Below are 14520 nucleotides of genomic sequence, written 5' to 3'. Positions count from 1 at the left end.
CGCTCAGCACAAACGCAGCCGACCTGAAGCGAACCGGGATAGTCCGGATGCTCCATGATATGGGCATACCGGATTTCGGCGCTCTCACACATCTCGCAGAGTTGGCTGGGCTCTTCCAAGTCTTCGACCGCTACACAGGTCCAGCCTTTTTTCGGGACGCCTGCCTCTGACCATTTCCCTCGACGCGTATGACGGTCCCGATCCATCGCCTATCCTACTTCAAAATCGGCTTGAGTGCGGCAGCATGGGGATCATAGCGATAGCTGGTTATTGTGCCGTCCCTGATCTTGTCGACTGCGTCGTTGATCGCGAATAAGGGTACGAGGAACCACTCTCGCGGAACCACAGGCCTTCCAAAGCGATCCATGATCTCGATCTCGAGCCGTGCGGGTTCGAAAATGCGGTGGATCAGGTTCTCCAGCTTGGACCGGTTGATGTTGTAGAGTTCATATGTCGCAACCACCTCGACATTCGCCATAAGAAACGTCGGCTGCAGATGCGCGCCAGCGATCCGCTTATCAACGCTCATATTGGTGACACCGATCTTGTGCACGAGTTCCCGGTTTGCCGTGACAAGTGGATGATCGGATTTGCTGCGAAGAACATAAATGATCCCGCTCGCCTCATCACCGTCGAGTGTCTGATCCGAAAAAAGTGGCCCCGCCGATGGATCTGTGATCCGGCGTCCAGCGTCGTCCTTGTTTAACGCCCTCTGCAGCGAGCGCATCAGCATGTTGCTCTCAGTGCCGTTGTCAAAAATCACCCGCAGACGCGCATCCGTGCGACCTTGCTCATTGGTGATAGTCTCGCCCTTGTCCGCGACATAGGCTTTCTGACCACTGACGATGAAAAAGCGTCCTTTCTCGATCTCGGCCTTCATCTCGAACGGGCGGGTCTCGCGCAAACCGGTATCCAGCTCTTTCTGGACCTGCTCAAACAACGGCTTGAACGTCGCAAAATCTTCACATTTCTCGCGGTTTGCCACCTCATCTGCGGCCTTTTTCTCGGCTGTCGACCGGACGTGCTTCAATTCTGTGAGTGGTGATCTAGCGACTTCCACGCCCAGCTCAGCGAGAAGGGCGTCGTCATCTAAATCATCAGGCTCTGACGCCGGGAGAGCGGAAGAGGTGTCTGCAAGGAGACCTTGCTGGTCCAGTGGGGCAAGGAGATCGCGGCACTCCTGCAAGTCGCGGATGCGATCAAGTCGCACGGCGTAGAGACGTTCAAATATCTCGCGGTCTTCCCCGTGTTGGGGAGGCCGACCGTGCTCTTTGGCAAATTGCAGGATTTCCTCAAAGCCTGCGATGATGCGCTCTTCACGTGGTGTACGGCTGAGCTGCTTCTTGACCTCGACCTCGACGCCAAGCTCAGCAAGGAGGGCATCATCGTCCTCGGTGAAACCCTTAGCCATTGGCAGCCTCCTGCTTCATGCGGGCGAGATATGCCACGCCTTCGGCCATTTTCTTCTCCCATGGATCAGGCGATGTGATGGAAGGCAGACGACCCCGCTCCTGCTTGAACTTGACAGCGCGCTTCGCCAGATCGCGCGCCTCGTCCGGTGACAGTTGCACTTTTTTCGCCGAGATCACGGCCTGAACCTGCCGAAGGCTCTCCTCGCTCATCGTCTTTGCCAATATCGAATAGGCTTCGCCGAAGGGGTTGATCCGGTCGATCAAGTCGATGTCGAGCTCACGCACATCCATCGCGAATTTGCGCACCCCGTCGATCAGCGCTGTGTTTCCCGTGGTCTGCGTGTCGTCGCCGCTCGACAGAGCGATCTCTTTCGCCTTCTGGGTCAGGTTCAGCGCGGCCACCGCATGCTGGCGCACGGCTTCCTGATCCTCGGCGTCCAGCTCCGGGAACTTTGCTCCGACGATCTTGCCCATGCGAACCTGCGTCAGTTCCTCGGGCACCAACTCCTCATCGAAGAGCCCGCGCTCGATCGTGGTCTTGTCCTGAACGAAAGCCGTGATCACCTCGTTAAGGTCTTCCTGGCAGATGCGCTTGGCTTCCTTGCTCTTGGGTTCGACGAGGCCCTTGATCTCGATCTGGAACTGCCCGCTGGCCTCGTTGAAGCCGACGTTCTCCTTGTTTGGATCATAGCCGCCCTCGCCGTAGTCGAACCCTTCGACAGGGCCACTTTTCACGGTCTTGGGCGTGAAGTTGAAACGCGGGGCCAGCACCTGCTCCATCAGGAGGCTCGCGGCGATCGCTTTCAGCGTATCGTTGACCGCCTCGGTCACGGCTTCGGCCGCGGCATCAGGCTCGGCGATCAGATTGGTGAACCGGGCGCGCGTCTTGCCCTCGGAATCGCGGGTGGCGCGGCCGATGATCTGCACGATCTCGGTCAGGCTGGCGCGATAACCGACCGTCAGGGCGTGCTCGCACCAGATCCAGTCGAACCCTTCCTTTGCCATCCCCAGGGCGATGATGATGTCGACATGGTCGCGGTTGTTCTTCTGCGCAGGGTCCTTCAGCGCAGCTGAAACCTTGTCGCGCTTGGCGGGCTCATCATCCACCAGATCGGCGATGCGCAGCACCCGCCCCTCGGGCGTCTTGACCAACTGAAACCCGGTGGCGGGGTCGGTGCCCTGCCAGTCGCCCAGGGCGTCGATGATGTGCTCGACCTCGCGATGCTTGTCCTTGGTGCTCTCGCGCGAGTTTACGTTCGGGATATGCAGGATCGTCTTCTCGGTCGGGTCGAGCACCTTGAGGATGTCATCCGCATAGGACCCGGAATAGAAGAAATACCCGATGTCGAGCGACTTGAGGTATTTGTAGCCGTTCAGCTGCTCGTAGTAGGTGTAAGTGACCGTGTCGAACCGCGCCTCGTCCTCGGGCGACAGAACGGCCTCGGCATCGCCGCGGAAGTATGATCCGGTCATGGCGACCAGATGTACTTTGTCGCGGGCGACCAGCGCGCCCAGATGCGTGCCCAGCTTGTTGTCGGGATTGGCCGAGACATGATGGAACTCGTCCACCGCGATCAGGCGATCGTCAAAGACCTCGATCCCGAACTTGTCGACGGCGAAGCGGAAGGTCGCGTGGGTGCAGACCAGCACCTTGTCGTCGCTCGCTAGGAACTTGCCCATGGCGCCGACCTTGCCGTCATCACCACCGGGGGCGTTGCACAGGTTCCATTGCGGCTGGACGGTCCAGTCGGCCCAGAAGCCATACTTGCTGAGCGGTTCGTCGTTGAAGCTGGACCCGATGGATTTTTCCGGCACCACGACGATGGCCTGACGCAGGCCCTGATTGTGGAGCTTGTCGAGCGCGATGAACATCAGCGCGCGGCTTTTGCCCGAGGCCGGGGGCGATTTGATCAGCAGGTATTGCTCGCCGCGCTTCTCATAGGCGCGTTCCTGCATTGCGCGCATGCCCAGTTCGTTCGACTTGGTCGAGCTGCCATTGGCGGCGTATTGGACAGAGACGGAAGGAATACCTTTGGTCATTACTTTACCTCGAACTCTTCCAGCAGTTCACGCATCCACGAAGAAACGCTCGGCCATGAGTAGGATCTGTATTTGCTCCACGACTTAGAATCGTTGATGCGTCCAGCCGCATCTATCCGGTTCGCCATTTCATCATGCGGGTAGACATAAACACGGTCACCTTCCGGGTCTGGATCAACAAAGGCGATGTACAGCTCCTTGCCGACGTATTTGTCGTCGATAGTCATGCGCCCCTTGAGTTGAACACGATAAAACCGCTTGCCGTCATTATGGTATGCGATGAAATCTGCACCAAGCCAGTCATCCGACAAAAGGATGCTGTTATATCCATATTCAGCCAAGCGCCCCGCCACACGGTGGAAATTGTAGGTTTCCTTTTGGCGAGAGTTTAAATCCTTGTAGACAGCCTTGTTCAGCGCCAGTGGTTCAGTTGGATGGGTCATGCGCTCACCTTCGTCGTCATCCGCGTGTACATCTCGAACAGTTTTTCCAGCCGTTCGGTGTCGTTGCGGAAGCGGCGGCCGATGTAGATGCGTTCCAGCACCTCGTCGTTGTGGTCATGCGCGGCGCGGAGGTTGGCGGGCATTTTTTCGGGGTCGTAGAGGTCGGCGATGGTGGCGGGGAAATGCGCCTCGCGGGCCAGAAGGATGCCGATCGCCGCCGCTGTCAGATCGGCGCGGTTCTTTTCGGTCAGCTTGGGGACGGGGAAGGTGTTCCAGCCGAGAGTGTTGGAATAGCTGAAATCAGTTCGCATCCGCACACAGACCGTGCCGATCCAGACCCAATGCAGGCGCGAGGCGATCAGCGCCATGTTCCAAAGCGGGGCGTCGTAGAGGGCGAAGAGTTTATTCGACGCGATTGCGCTTGAATCCTGAAAATCACAAGGAAGGTATTCCCGGTTTTCAGAACTGACTCCCGGAACAAGGATTTGCGTGCGCTTTGCTACACCGCCTATCTGAACAAAGCGATATGGCTTAGCCGCGAAGTCCTTTGTGGACTGCGCAGGTGACTCGAGCCTGTTAGCCGTCACTTTCTCTAAGCGATCAGCGATAAAGGGATTTGCTTTCGCGTGTTCGAATTCGTCAGCCTCAATCCACAGGCAGAAACGTAGCTTTCCATTGATGAGTTCTTCGGAGCCGACAAAGGTGCGAACCATGTGTGCAACTGTGCTGTCTGCGCGAAGTTTTTGGGCTTCTTCAGCGGAAAGAAAAAGATGCCCGCCATCTCTTGGCATGTTTCCGAAGAGCATCTTAGCTTGCTCACCGAGAGGCTCATTCGCCTTCAATACTGCCTCAAGTTGGTTTGGCACAAGATATGGTCCAATGCCTTCACATTCGCGGACTGTGTCACCGCCATACAGCAGCTTCGGCCTTGATGAAGTTTGACCAAGACCAACTATAATTACCGTTACACCTGCATTATGGCTCGCCAAATTGCTCCACTTAAAAGCGCTATGGGCAAAGCGAATTTCAACGCCTCGGGCTTTTGCAAGTGGCCATATTTCAGAAGCCTGTTGTCCTTGGCAGATGCTGTTGGTTGTCACGAAAGCTGCCACAGCGTTTGGAACCGCTTGGACATAATCCAAATACTTGGCGATCCAGCCCGCTACAAAATCAGTAGTCTTTGCCAGCTTGGAGTGCTTGGCCCATGCGACCACCATGTCCTCTTTTTGCTCAGGCGATTGCCACTTACTTCCACGGTAAGGCGGGTTCCCGCAGATATAGGTCTCGCCCCCTTCGTTCGCGAAATCGATCTGTGCCTGATCCAGCGGCGACATGAACAGGTCATCGGCCTGAAACTTCACCCCCGTCCCCGTGGGCGGGCAGACTGACAGCCAGTCCAGCCGCAGGGCGTTGCCGCAGGTGATCCAGTTCTGCGCGTCCAGCGGCAGGAATTCGGCCAGCGCCTCTTTCTGGCCGCGATAGGTCACGTCGCATTGGTATTCCGCGATGATCAGCGCCAGCCGCGCGATCTCGGCCGAGAAATCCCGCAGCTCGATCCCGCGATAGTTGGTCAGGGGAATATCGGTGCGCCGCAGCGGCTCGCCCCGCCGCTTGTTGATCTCATACTCGATGCTGCGCATTTCCTTGTAGGCGATGACAAGGAAGTTGCCCGACCCGCAGGCGGGATCGAAGACGCGGATCTTGGCCATGCGCGCCCGCAGATTGGCCAGCTTGCGCGCATTGTCGCCCGCCGCCTCCAGCTCCGCGCGCAGATCATCAAGGAAGAGCGGGTTCAGCACCTTCAGGATGTTCGGCACGGAGGTGTAGTGCATGCCGAGAACCGAGCGTTCCTCTTCATCCGCGACGGCCTGGATCATCGACCCGAAAATGTCGGGGTTGATCTGCGTCCAGTCGAGGCTGCCGATATGGGAGAGATAGCGCTGCGCGATCTTGGAAAAGCGCGGCACATCGGTGCTACCGGAGAACAGCCCGCCGTTCACATAGGGAAAGGCATCGGCCCAACGGGGCAGCTTGGCCTCGGCGCGTTTTGGGATGGGGGTGTTCATCGCGCGGAAGATTTCGCCGATGACCTCGTGCGTGTTCGAGCCGTCGCGGTTGGCCATCTGGTCGATGGTGGCGGTGAACAGGTTGTCGCTGACGAAGATGTCGGTGTCTTCGGCGAAGAAGCAGAAGATCAGCCGCGCCATGAAATGGTTCATGTCGTGGCGTTTGGAGGCCACTCCCCAGTCGGGGTTGTCCTTGATCAGCTCGACATAGAGCCGGTTGAGACGGCTGGTCGCGCGGATGTCAAAGGCGCTCTCGCGGATCTGTTTGACGGTGGAGATCCCGGCCAGCGGCAGGAAGAAGCCGAAATGGTCGGGGAAATCGGTGTAGCGGCAGGCGATGGTTTCGCCGGTGGTGATGTCCTCAGCCTCGAGGTCGATGCCGTCGGTGGCGAGGATGAACTTGGCCTTGGCGCGGGTGGTGGCGGGGCTGTCGCGAAGGGCGGTCAGGGTCGCCGCGATGTCGCCCGGGGCGCAGGTTGTCAGGTGGATGTTGTTGGTCTGAAGGACGCCGCCGAGGTCGGACTTGTTCGACGCGCCGGTGCGCAAGCGCTTGATCGTCGTGTCCTTGTTTCCGAAGGCCATGAGGAAGGCATAGGGGAACTCTGCCGCGTCAAAGGGCTGCTCGGCGAGTTCGGAAACGGCTTGTTCAATCTCAACGGCGTTCATGCGGTAGTCCAGGGGTTGATCAGGTCGATATCGCAACCCTCGAAGTCAGGCGTATTGCGTGTGGCGACGGTGGCGCCGCAGGCGTGCGCAATGGATGCGATCTGGCAATCCGCCTGGGCGATCGGCCGCCCGGCGGCGCGTCGTCCGGCGGCAATGGTGGCATAGGACTGCGCGGCGTCGCTGTCGAAGGGCAGGATACGCCCGGCCAAGTCCTCGCGCAGGATGCGGTCCACAGCGTCAACCAGCGCGGCGCGGCGTTTGCCGTTCCCCATGATCGCGAGACCATAGCGCAGCTCTGCCTCCGATATCGAGGTCAGGTAGACGTTCAGCCCGTCCTGCGCGGACAGCCAGTGTTCGACCTTGGGCTCCGGGGCCGGGCGCAACAGCTCGGAGATGACATTCGTATCGAGAATGATCATGCGTCAGGCCTGGTCGAACGCGGGCGGTTCACGCATGGCTTCGCGCTGCGGAAGGTCGAGATCAATGCCGCCCAGAGGCGCGACACGCGCGCGGATCGCCGCGGCAAGATCGTGGTTGGGTTTTGCCTCACCAACGACGTGGCGCAATATCTCGCGCGCCTCCTCTTCCATCGAACGGCCATGCTCGGCCGCGCGGATGCGAAGGCGGCGCTTCACGTCATCATCAAGGTTCCGGATGGTAATGCTTGCCATGATATCCTCCTGAGAGGAGTGTAATCATCGCAATCAATGCGATCAAGACTAATTGCCTGAGTGCAGAGCCTCATAGCCCCGCCGCTTCTTCACTGCTGCGAGCTTCATCAACGCGGTGATCGCTTTGCCTTCGTCCGGGTGGGTCTCGATCATCATCTGGCCACGGAAGCCGATCCGACCCCACTCGCGCACGAGGCTAGCACGGCCGAAAAGATCGCGCTGTACGCTCAGCCGATAGAAGCGACGCATGTTGCGCGCCAGATCGATCCGGCGCATCTGCACGTCAATCGGGAAGACATCGAGCTGGATCGGGCTATGGTACATGTAGTGATCAATTGAGGTTTCCTACACAATATCAGGTGGAAGTGTGCGCTTCCACCTCGATTTCCCCGCGAGGGGAAAAGGGGGCTCACGCCCCCTTCTCGAACTTCATGACCGGGATGCCCAGCTTCTTGGCCTTGTCGGCGAGGTTCTCCTGGATGCCGGTGCCCGGGAAAACGAGGACGCCCACGGGCAGCACATCGAGCATCGCGTCGTTGCGCTTGAAGGGCGCGGCCTTGGCGTGCTTGGTCCAGTCGGGCTTGAAGGCCACCTGCGTCACGCTGCGAGCCTCGGCCCATTTGGCGGCGATGAGCTCTGCGCCCTTCGGGCTGCCACCGTGCAGGAGGACCATGTCGGGATACTTGGTCCGGACCTGGTCGAGCTTGCCCCAGATCAGGCGATGATCGTTGAAGTCGGTCCCACCGGTGAGGGCAACCTTGGGACCTGCGGGAAGCATCACCTCGGTCTCTGCGCGGCGCTTGGCGGCGAGGAAATCGCGGCTGTCGATCAGAGCTGCGGTCATGTGCTGGCGGTTCACCATCGAGCCGGTGCGAGGCCGCCAAGTTGATCCCGTGTGATGGACGAACTCGGTGGCGGCGTGATCTCGCATCATATCCATGCAGTTGCGCCGTTCGATCAGCGTCAGGCCTTCGGCCGTCAGGCGCTCGAGTTCGGTGGATTTCACCTCGGAGCCGTCCTGCTCGCGCTGAAGGCGGCGCTGCACCTGCTCGTTCTCGTCGAGCGACCGCTCAATCCTCGCTGTGGCGCGGTGAAAGAGGTTGACCTGGCCCCAGAGCACCTCTTCGAGGTCGGGTTCCATGCGGGTGTCTTCCAGGGTCGCGACGAGGGCATCGAAGATGTCGGCGACGGCGACCGCGAGGCGCTGCCCATCGGGCATCGGGCGCGGATCAGGCTCATCAAAAGGACGGAAGCCATAAAGCTGCAGCTCGTCGAGCGCATGGGCGGTCTGGGATGCGGTGTGGGCGGGTTCATACGCGTCGTCGTGGGTGTGGATCGTCATCGGTTCTTGCCTCCGGGCCTGTCTCGTCCGCGCGTCATCCCGCGCGGCCTTCATGGGCTGCGAAAGCCGTCACGGGGGACGCCCCTTCACCCCCTTTCGGGGCCGGAACGCATGTGGAGGAGGACGGGGGGCGGCTGATTTGTCTCGAGATGCAAAGGCGGGGCGAGCCCCGCCGGCGGAAATCAGTCGCCCCCCGTCCTTGAAGGGGCGGCCCCTTTGACGGCCGCCTGCCCATCTCTTGAAGGCCGCTCGGGGGACGGGTGGATGAGATTGCCCGGGAAAAGGCAGCGACGATCCAGAACCGCGACAGGATTGCAGGACCCCTGCCCCGCACTCCCCCAGAAAGCCCCCTGCGCGATGCAGCTCACGCCAACAGGCGTTGACGATCCTCTGGCCCGAACTGACCTGCCAGATGCTTACGCAGCGCCTCCTTGCCGTTCGCGCGGAGATCATCGTTGAAATCTCCGAGCAGCGGTTCCAACACCCGAACGGCAATCCCGACCTCGGTTGCTCTGGCGCTCAACCTCTCTGCCGCGCGTCGCCCGGCCGGATCGCGGTCGATGGCGATGTAAAGGCGCTGCAGCCCCTTTGGCAGCAGGACGGCCCCGAGGTGACCCGACGACAGCGCCGCCCAGACGGGAAGGCCGGGCACTGCCTCGACGAGCGACAGCATGGTCTCGATGCCTTCGCCGACCACGAGGATGTCATCATGCGGGGTCAGCCTGACGGCATTGCCCAGGAGGTGACCCATGGCCCGCCGCTGCGTCTCGACCTCCGCCTTCCCCTGTCCGTCAGGTGCCAACCAAGTGCGATGCACACCCTGCAAGGCCCCTGCCCCATCGGTGACCGCAGCTATCAGCGCCGGTCTGGGGATGCTCCGGGTCTGGCCCTCATCCCGATGCCAGCACTTCGGGTGGAAGCGCAGCGCATTCGTCAATCCGCCTTGGGTGATGCCTCGGGAGCGGAGGTAGGTGTCGGCAAGCGTGCCTGCGACCGGCATCGAGGCTGCAAACAATCGCGCCGCTGCCGCTGGTGTGCCACCGGGGGGTTTGGCCTTCTTCGGCACTGGCGTATTCGGGAGGACCGGCTGGGGACGACCAAGATGCGCCCGGGCCTCGGCCAGAAGATCGGGAAAGCGCGAGATCCCGGTTCGCTCGCGGATGATGTCGAGGAGATCGCCATGCAGTCCGACCGCCGCATCCTGCCATTTGCCACGGGCGCCCGGCCCCGAAGTGGGTCCAGTCAGCCGCACGAAGAGCGACCGGCCGGGGTTGTTCTGCAAATCGCCGACGATCCAGTAGGACCCTTCCCGCCGTCCGGCGGGAAGGTAGGCGCGACACACGCTCTCTGCGTTCTCCGCCAGAGCGCGGATCACGTCTTCGGTCTCGGAATACATGGCTCAGCACCCTCCACGCGCATGTAGTCCCGTCACGGGACAACGTGCAAGAAGACGATCAAGCACTGCGATGCCGCTGGAGTCTGCTGGACAGAAGAGCCGCAGTTTCCAGGCGATGATCTCCGAGAAGAACCCATCTGCCTTCAGCCGGTCCTTGGCGGCACCCAAAAAGCCCGACAGCTCGATCCGGTTGACGCCCATGACGCGCGAGCGGTGCAGCTCCATCCCTTCGGCCAAGCGCACGACCGTCTTGCCCTCCAGAACAAGGGCATGGACTTGCGCCGCCGTGAGCTTCGGCGCATCGGCGGCAAGTGTGGTCGCGACCCACGACGGCGAAACGCGGCGACCGATGATGCGCTGACCATCGTCGGTTTGTAGCCGGTAGACGCGGGTCTCGTCCTGCGGCAGTTGCTTCCAAATCGGCAGCAGCAGCCCCGCCACGATGTGCAGCGTGGTTTCCGTGAATTCCGGCACCTCGGTCAGTTCCGCGGTCCATGCGGCGGCGAAGACTGCGCGGTCGGCTTCCAGCCAATGGGTGTCTTCCATGATCTTGGCCGGAACCGTGCTGGCCTCCAGCGGGCGGATCAGCCGCAGGCGGGGTTCGATGGTGCCGTCGTCCAGCATCAGGCTGGTGGCGGGCACCTGCACGGCAGCCCTGTTTGAGCGGCTGTTAACGAGAAGGCGAGCCTTGGGATCGTCGAGCCAGTCGAGCGCATCCGCCAGCGCGGTCGGCGTGTTCCGCCGTTTCTCCGCGATGGTCAGCAGCTGGGTTTCCGCGCCGGAGCCGGGATGGGTGTAGATTACCCGCGCATCTGTGACGCGGAAGCTTTCGGCGCGCAGCGTCTCGAGCCCGAGATCGTAGACCCCGGCAGCGATAGCGCCCTCGATTCGCTGGTCGAGGAGTTCCTCGAAGACCGAGAACAGGACCGCCTGCATGTCGATCGTCAGCGCCAGCAGGCGATTGAGGAAGGTTGTGATCGGCGGCAAGTCATCCTTCAGACCGTTGTCATCAGTCAGGCTGAGGCCGGTCGCATCCTCAAACGCCCCGAGCGAGCAGCCCGCAACATCGCCGCGATAGATGCGGCGGTAAAGCTGGCGCAAGGCATCGCGGGCATAGGGGCTCTCGAGGTTGTCCTCGGGCCGGAACAGCCCCTGCCCGCCGGTCTGGCGTTGGCCGCGCGTGATGGCCCCGAGCGTGTCGAGGCGACGCGCGATGGTCGACAGGAACCTCTTTTCTGCTTTCACATCGGTGGCGACGGGGCGGAACAGTGGCGGCTGCGCCTGATTGGTGCGGTTGGTGCGCCCGAGGCCCTGGATCGCGGCATCGGCCTTCCAGCCCGGCTCGAGCAGGTAGTGGACCCGCAGGCGCTGGTTCTTGGCCCCGAGGTCGGCGTGGTAGCTCCGCCCCGTGCCACCGGCATCCGAGAAGATCAGGATGCGCTTCTGGTCATCCATGAAGGCGGCGGTTTCCGCAAGGTTGGCAGACCCTGCCCGGCTTTCCACGACGAGGCGGGCGGCAGGACCTTCGCCTTTTCTCACGATGCGGCGCGAGCGGCCCGTGACCTCGGCCACAAGGTCGGTGCCGAAACGCTGGACGATCTGGTCGAGCGCCCCGGGCACCGGCGGCAGGCTGGCCAGATGCTCGATCAGCGCGTCGCGCCTCCGGGCGGCCTCGCGGCATTCGACCGGCTGGCCATCGCGCGTGACCGGGCGCGAGGAGAGGTTGCCTTCGCTATCGGTGAAGGGCTCATAGAGCTGCACCGGGAAGGAATGGGCGAGGTAGTCCAGGCAAGCCTCTCTTGGCGTGATATCCACCCGCACATCGTTCCACTCGTCCGTGGGGATCTCCGACAGGCGGCGCTCCATCAGCGCCTCACCTGTCGAGACGATCTGGATCACCGCTGCATGGCCAGCCGCGAGATCGGCGTCGATGGCAGCGATCAGGGTGGGGGTTTTCATCGAGGTAAGCAGATGGCCAAAGAAGCGCTGCTTGGCGGATTCGAAGGCAGAACGCGCAGCGGATTTGGCTTGCCGGTTCAGCGTGGCGTTCTCACCCGTGATATTGGCCGCCTCCATCGCGGCGGTGAGGTTGTTGTGGATGATGGCGAAGGCCCCGGCATAAGCATCATAGATGCCGCGCTGCTCAGGGGTCAGCGCGTGTTCCAGCATCTCGTATTCGACGCCGTCATAGGAAAGTGACCGGGCGGTGTAGAGGCCGAGCGACCGCAGGTCGCGGGCGAGGACCTCCATCGCGGCGACGCCGCCGGCCTCAATGGCCTGCACAAACTCGGCACGGGTTGCGAAAGGGAAATCTTCGCCGCCCCAAAGCCCGAGGCGTTGCGCATAGGCGAGGTTGTGCACTGTTGTCGCCCCCGTGGCGGAAACATAGACCACACGGGCATTGGGCAGCTTGTGCTGGAGCCGCAGGCCCGCCCTGCCCTGCTGCGAGGCTTCCGTGTCGCCGCGTTCGCCCTTCGATCCTGCGGCATTCGCCATGGCATGGCTTTCGTCAAACAGGATCACCCCGTCGAAATCAGCCCCGAGCCAGTCGACGATCTGGTCGACGCGGGACTTTTTTGCCCCCCGCTCCTCGGAGCGCAGCGTGGCATAGGTGGTGAACAGAATGCCCTCAGAAAGCGGGATGTCGCGGCCTTGGGCAAATCGTGAGAGCGGCGTGACCAGCAGCCGCTCCTGGCCAAGGGCAGACCAGTCGCGCTGAGCGTCCTCGAGGAGCTTGTCGCTCTTCGAGATCCAGAGCGCCTTGCGCCGACCGTGGCACCAGTTGTCGAGCACAATCCCGGCCGACTGACGGCCCTTGCCCGCGCCTGTGCCATCGCCGAGGAAAAACCCGCGCCGGAAACGGATGGCGTCGGGATCATCGTCCTTGGCGGCCGAGACCATATCGCCGGTCTCATCCACGGACCAAGACCCGGCGAAATGCGCGCCATGCGCCTCGCCCGCGTAGATCACGGTCTCAAGCTGCGCGTCGGACAGAAGGCCATCGTGCAGGATGGCGGTTGGAAGCTTGGGCCGGTAGCTGGGTTTTGGGGGCGCGACCGAGGCCATGGCCGCCGATTGCACCAGCTTGGTCGGGTGCGGTGTAGCGCCGGGGATGTCGATCGCCTGCAGCCGGAAGGTCTCATAAATGGCATCCGACAGGCGCGTGCTGGCCCCGTCCTCGGTTGCATCGCGCAGGGTATAGGCGAGGTCTGCGGCCTCGATCTGCACCACGGTGTTGGTGGGGGCTGTTGCAGGCGTGGCGCGCGACGAGCTGATGCCTGTGCGCGTGGTGCGGGCAGGATTTCCCGGGAAGGGGGAAGTGAGGCCCTGCCCGGCTGGTGCGACCTGCGCCAGCACGAGGCGCGGAGGGACGTGGGTGGTGATCAGCGACAGCAGGCTCGCGACATCAGGCGATATCGGGCGCGTCAGATCGGCTGTGATGCCGCCCGGCTCGCCACCGCGGCATTTGTCGAAGACAGAGATACGGGTCTCGAAACTCGTGCCGTGTTTGGCAAACGCGGCACCTGACACGGCGCCTGTGAACACCAGATGCGCGGTCTCGGTCAGGCGACCGAAGGTCTCAGCCCAGGCGGGCGCATCGGGCGCGAAACGGGCACCGGTGATGGCGACCAACCGTCCGCCGGGGACCAGACGCGCAAGCGCCGAGCGCAGATGCCTGGCTGTCGCCTCGGTGGTGCGGGCATCGACATTGGCCACCGCCGAGAAGGGCGGGTTCATCAGGATGACGCTCGGGCGCAGATCCGCGTCGAGATGATCGTCGATCTGGGCTGCGTCAAAGCCCGTGACGGGGCGGCCCGGAAACAAGCGACGGAGGAGATCAGCGCGGGTGTCGGCAAGCTCGTTCAGCGCGAGGCTGCCGCCCGCGAGTTCCGCGAGGACCGCCAGAAGCCCGGTACCAGCCGATGGCTCCAGCACCAAATCGCGCGCGGTGATCTGTGCTGCAGCCATTGCGGCCAGCCCCATGGGCAGCGGCGTCGAGAACTGCTGGAACCGCTCCATCTCCTCGGACCGCCGCGTATGGGTCGGCAAAAGGCCGGACACCTTGGCAAGGATCGGCAGCAGCGCTGCGGGCGAGCCCGCCCGCGCCAACATCGCGCGGCCAAACTTCCGCAGGAACAGGACCAGCGCTGCCTCGCCCGCCTCATAGGCCAGCTTCCAGTCCCAGGCGCCGGTCGCGTCAGAGCCGCCAAAGGCGCGCTCCATCTCAACGCGCAGGCGCAGCGCATTGATCTGGAAACCCTGCGCCAGATCAGGCTGCAGCGCATCGGCCACACTCAAGATCGCAGCAGCCGTATCGAGGGACGGGATAGGGGCGACAGGCGCAAGGGCGCGCTCGGTCGCAAAGGGGGCGAGAAGGGTCATCGGGAAACTCCGGAATGAGGAACAGGATCAGGCCCGGACACCCTCTTTCGGGCACCCTCAGGCCTGACCTTCCCCGGCCATCCTCTTCCTCTCAAACCCCA

The 14520-nt window shown here is 62.3% G+C and carries 11 protein-coding genes; all 11 read right to left on the bottom strand.

Annotated elements, in window-relative coordinates; translation table 11 throughout:
* On the bottom strand, positions 1–206 hold a 206-nt coding region (locus ACK8OU_RS15475), incomplete at its 3' end, for a hypothetical protein (RefSeq protein WP_458524357.1).
* An 8-nt stretch (positions 207–214) separates the two neighbouring features.
* Positions 215–1411 carry a GIY-YIG nuclease family protein gene (locus tag ACK8OU_RS15470; protein ID WP_410304313.1) on the bottom strand — a complete coding sequence of 399 codons (1197 nt, stop codon included), beginning with the start codon at positions 1409–1411 and terminating at the stop codon, positions 215–217.
* A complete protein-coding gene (locus ACK8OU_RS15465; RefSeq protein ID WP_410304312.1) occupies positions 1404–3452 on the bottom strand; it encodes a pseudomurein-binding repeat-containing protein in 2049 nt (682 codons plus the stop codon). The genes ACK8OU_RS15470 and ACK8OU_RS15465 overlap by 8 nt, the downstream gene beginning before the upstream one ends.
* Positions 3452–3895, bottom strand: a complete 444-nt coding sequence (locus ACK8OU_RS15460; protein ID WP_410304311.1) for a hypothetical protein — start codon at positions 3893–3895, stop codon at positions 3452–3454. Before ACK8OU_RS15460 ends, ACK8OU_RS15465 begins: the two co-directional genes overlap by 1 nt.
* A complete protein-coding gene (locus ACK8OU_RS15455) occupies positions 3892–6627 on the bottom strand; it encodes a class I SAM-dependent DNA methyltransferase (RefSeq protein ID WP_410304310.1) in 2736 nt (911 codons plus the stop codon). The genes ACK8OU_RS15460 and ACK8OU_RS15455 overlap by 4 nt, the downstream gene beginning before the upstream one ends.
* Positions 6624–7046 carry a type II toxin-antitoxin system VapC family toxin gene (locus ACK8OU_RS15450; protein ID WP_410304309.1) on the bottom strand — a complete coding sequence of 141 codons (423 nt, stop codon included), beginning with the start codon at positions 7044–7046 and terminating at the stop codon, positions 6624–6626. The genes ACK8OU_RS15455 and ACK8OU_RS15450 overlap by 4 nt, the downstream gene beginning before the upstream one ends.
* 3 nt (positions 7047–7049) lie before the next feature.
* Positions 7050–7298 carry a FitA-like ribbon-helix-helix domain-containing protein gene (locus ACK8OU_RS15445; protein ID WP_410304308.1) on the bottom strand — a complete coding sequence of 83 codons (249 nt, stop codon included), beginning with the start codon at positions 7296–7298 and terminating at the stop codon, positions 7050–7052.
* A gap of 48 nt (positions 7299–7346) precedes the next feature.
* On the bottom strand, positions 7347–7622 hold the full coding sequence (locus ACK8OU_RS15440) for a WGR domain-containing protein (RefSeq protein ID WP_410304307.1): 276 nt from the start codon (positions 7620–7622) through the stop codon (positions 7347–7349).
* 85 nt (positions 7623–7707) lie between these two features.
* Positions 7708–8640, bottom strand: coding sequence for a DUF2493 domain-containing protein (locus tag ACK8OU_RS15435; protein WP_410304306.1), 933 nt, complete (start codon positions 8638–8640; stop codon positions 7708–7710).
* Positions 8641–9004: 364 nt separating this feature from the next.
* The gene (locus ACK8OU_RS15430; RefSeq protein ID WP_410304305.1) at positions 9005–10036 is read right to left on the bottom strand and encodes a DUF7146 domain-containing protein; all 1032 of its coding nucleotides are present in this window, start codon (positions 10034–10036) and stop codon (positions 9005–9007) included.
* 3 nt (positions 10037–10039) lie between these two features.
* The gene (locus ACK8OU_RS15425; protein ID WP_410304304.1) at positions 10040–14419 is read right to left on the bottom strand and encodes a strawberry notch-like NTP hydrolase domain-containing protein; all 4380 of its coding nucleotides are present in this window, start codon (positions 14417–14419) and stop codon (positions 10040–10042) included.
* Between the last annotated feature and the right edge of the window lie 101 nt (positions 14420–14520).

Origin of the sequence: Pontitalea aquivivens (assembly GCF_046507575.1) — a bacterium.
Lineage (GTDB): Bacteria > Pseudomonadota > Alphaproteobacteria > Rhodobacterales > Rhodobacteraceae > Pontitalea > Pontitalea aquivivens.
The sequence above is the reverse complement of the archived record's forward strand: the minus strand, read 5'-3'. Positions and strand labels throughout refer to the sequence as shown.

Excerpts from the sequence above, each read along its gene's own strand:
- ACK8OU_RS15465 (WP_410304312.1), bottom strand. The coding sequence starts at position 3,452 with ATGACCAAAGGTATTCCTTCCGTCTCTGTCCAATACGCCGCCAATGGC.
- ACK8OU_RS15450 (WP_410304309.1), bottom strand. The coding sequence starts at position 7,046 with ATGATCATTCTCGATACGAATGTCATCTCCGAGCTGTTGCGCCCGGCC.
- ACK8OU_RS15440 (WP_410304307.1), bottom strand. The coding sequence starts at position 7,622 with ATGTACCATAGCCCGATCCAGCTCGATGTCTTCCCGATTGACGTGCAG.
- ACK8OU_RS15430 (WP_410304305.1), bottom strand. The coding sequence starts at position 10,036 with ATGTATTCCGAGACCGAAGACGTGATCCGCGCTCTGGCGGAGAACGCA.
- ACK8OU_RS15445 (WP_410304308.1), bottom strand. The coding sequence starts at position 7,298 with ATGGCAAGCATTACCATCCGGAACCTTGATGATGACGTGAAGCGCCGC.
- ACK8OU_RS15460 (WP_410304311.1), bottom strand. The coding sequence starts at position 3,895 with ATGACCCATCCAACTGAACCACTGGCGCTGAACAAGGCTGTCTACAAG.
- ACK8OU_RS15455 (WP_410304310.1), bottom strand. The coding sequence starts at position 6,627 with ATGAACGCCGTTGAGATTGAACAAGCCGTTTCCGAACTCGCCGAGCAG.
- ACK8OU_RS15435 (WP_410304306.1), bottom strand. The coding sequence starts at position 8,640 with ATGACGATCCACACCCACGACGACGCGTATGAACCCGCCCACACCGCA.
- ACK8OU_RS15470 (WP_410304313.1), bottom strand. The coding sequence starts at position 1,411 with ATGGCTAAGGGTTTCACCGAGGACGATGATGCCCTCCTTGCTGAGCTT.
- ACK8OU_RS15425 (WP_410304304.1), bottom strand. The coding sequence starts at position 14,419 with ATGACCCTTCTCGCCCCCTTTGCGACCGAGCGCGCCCTTGCGCCTGTC.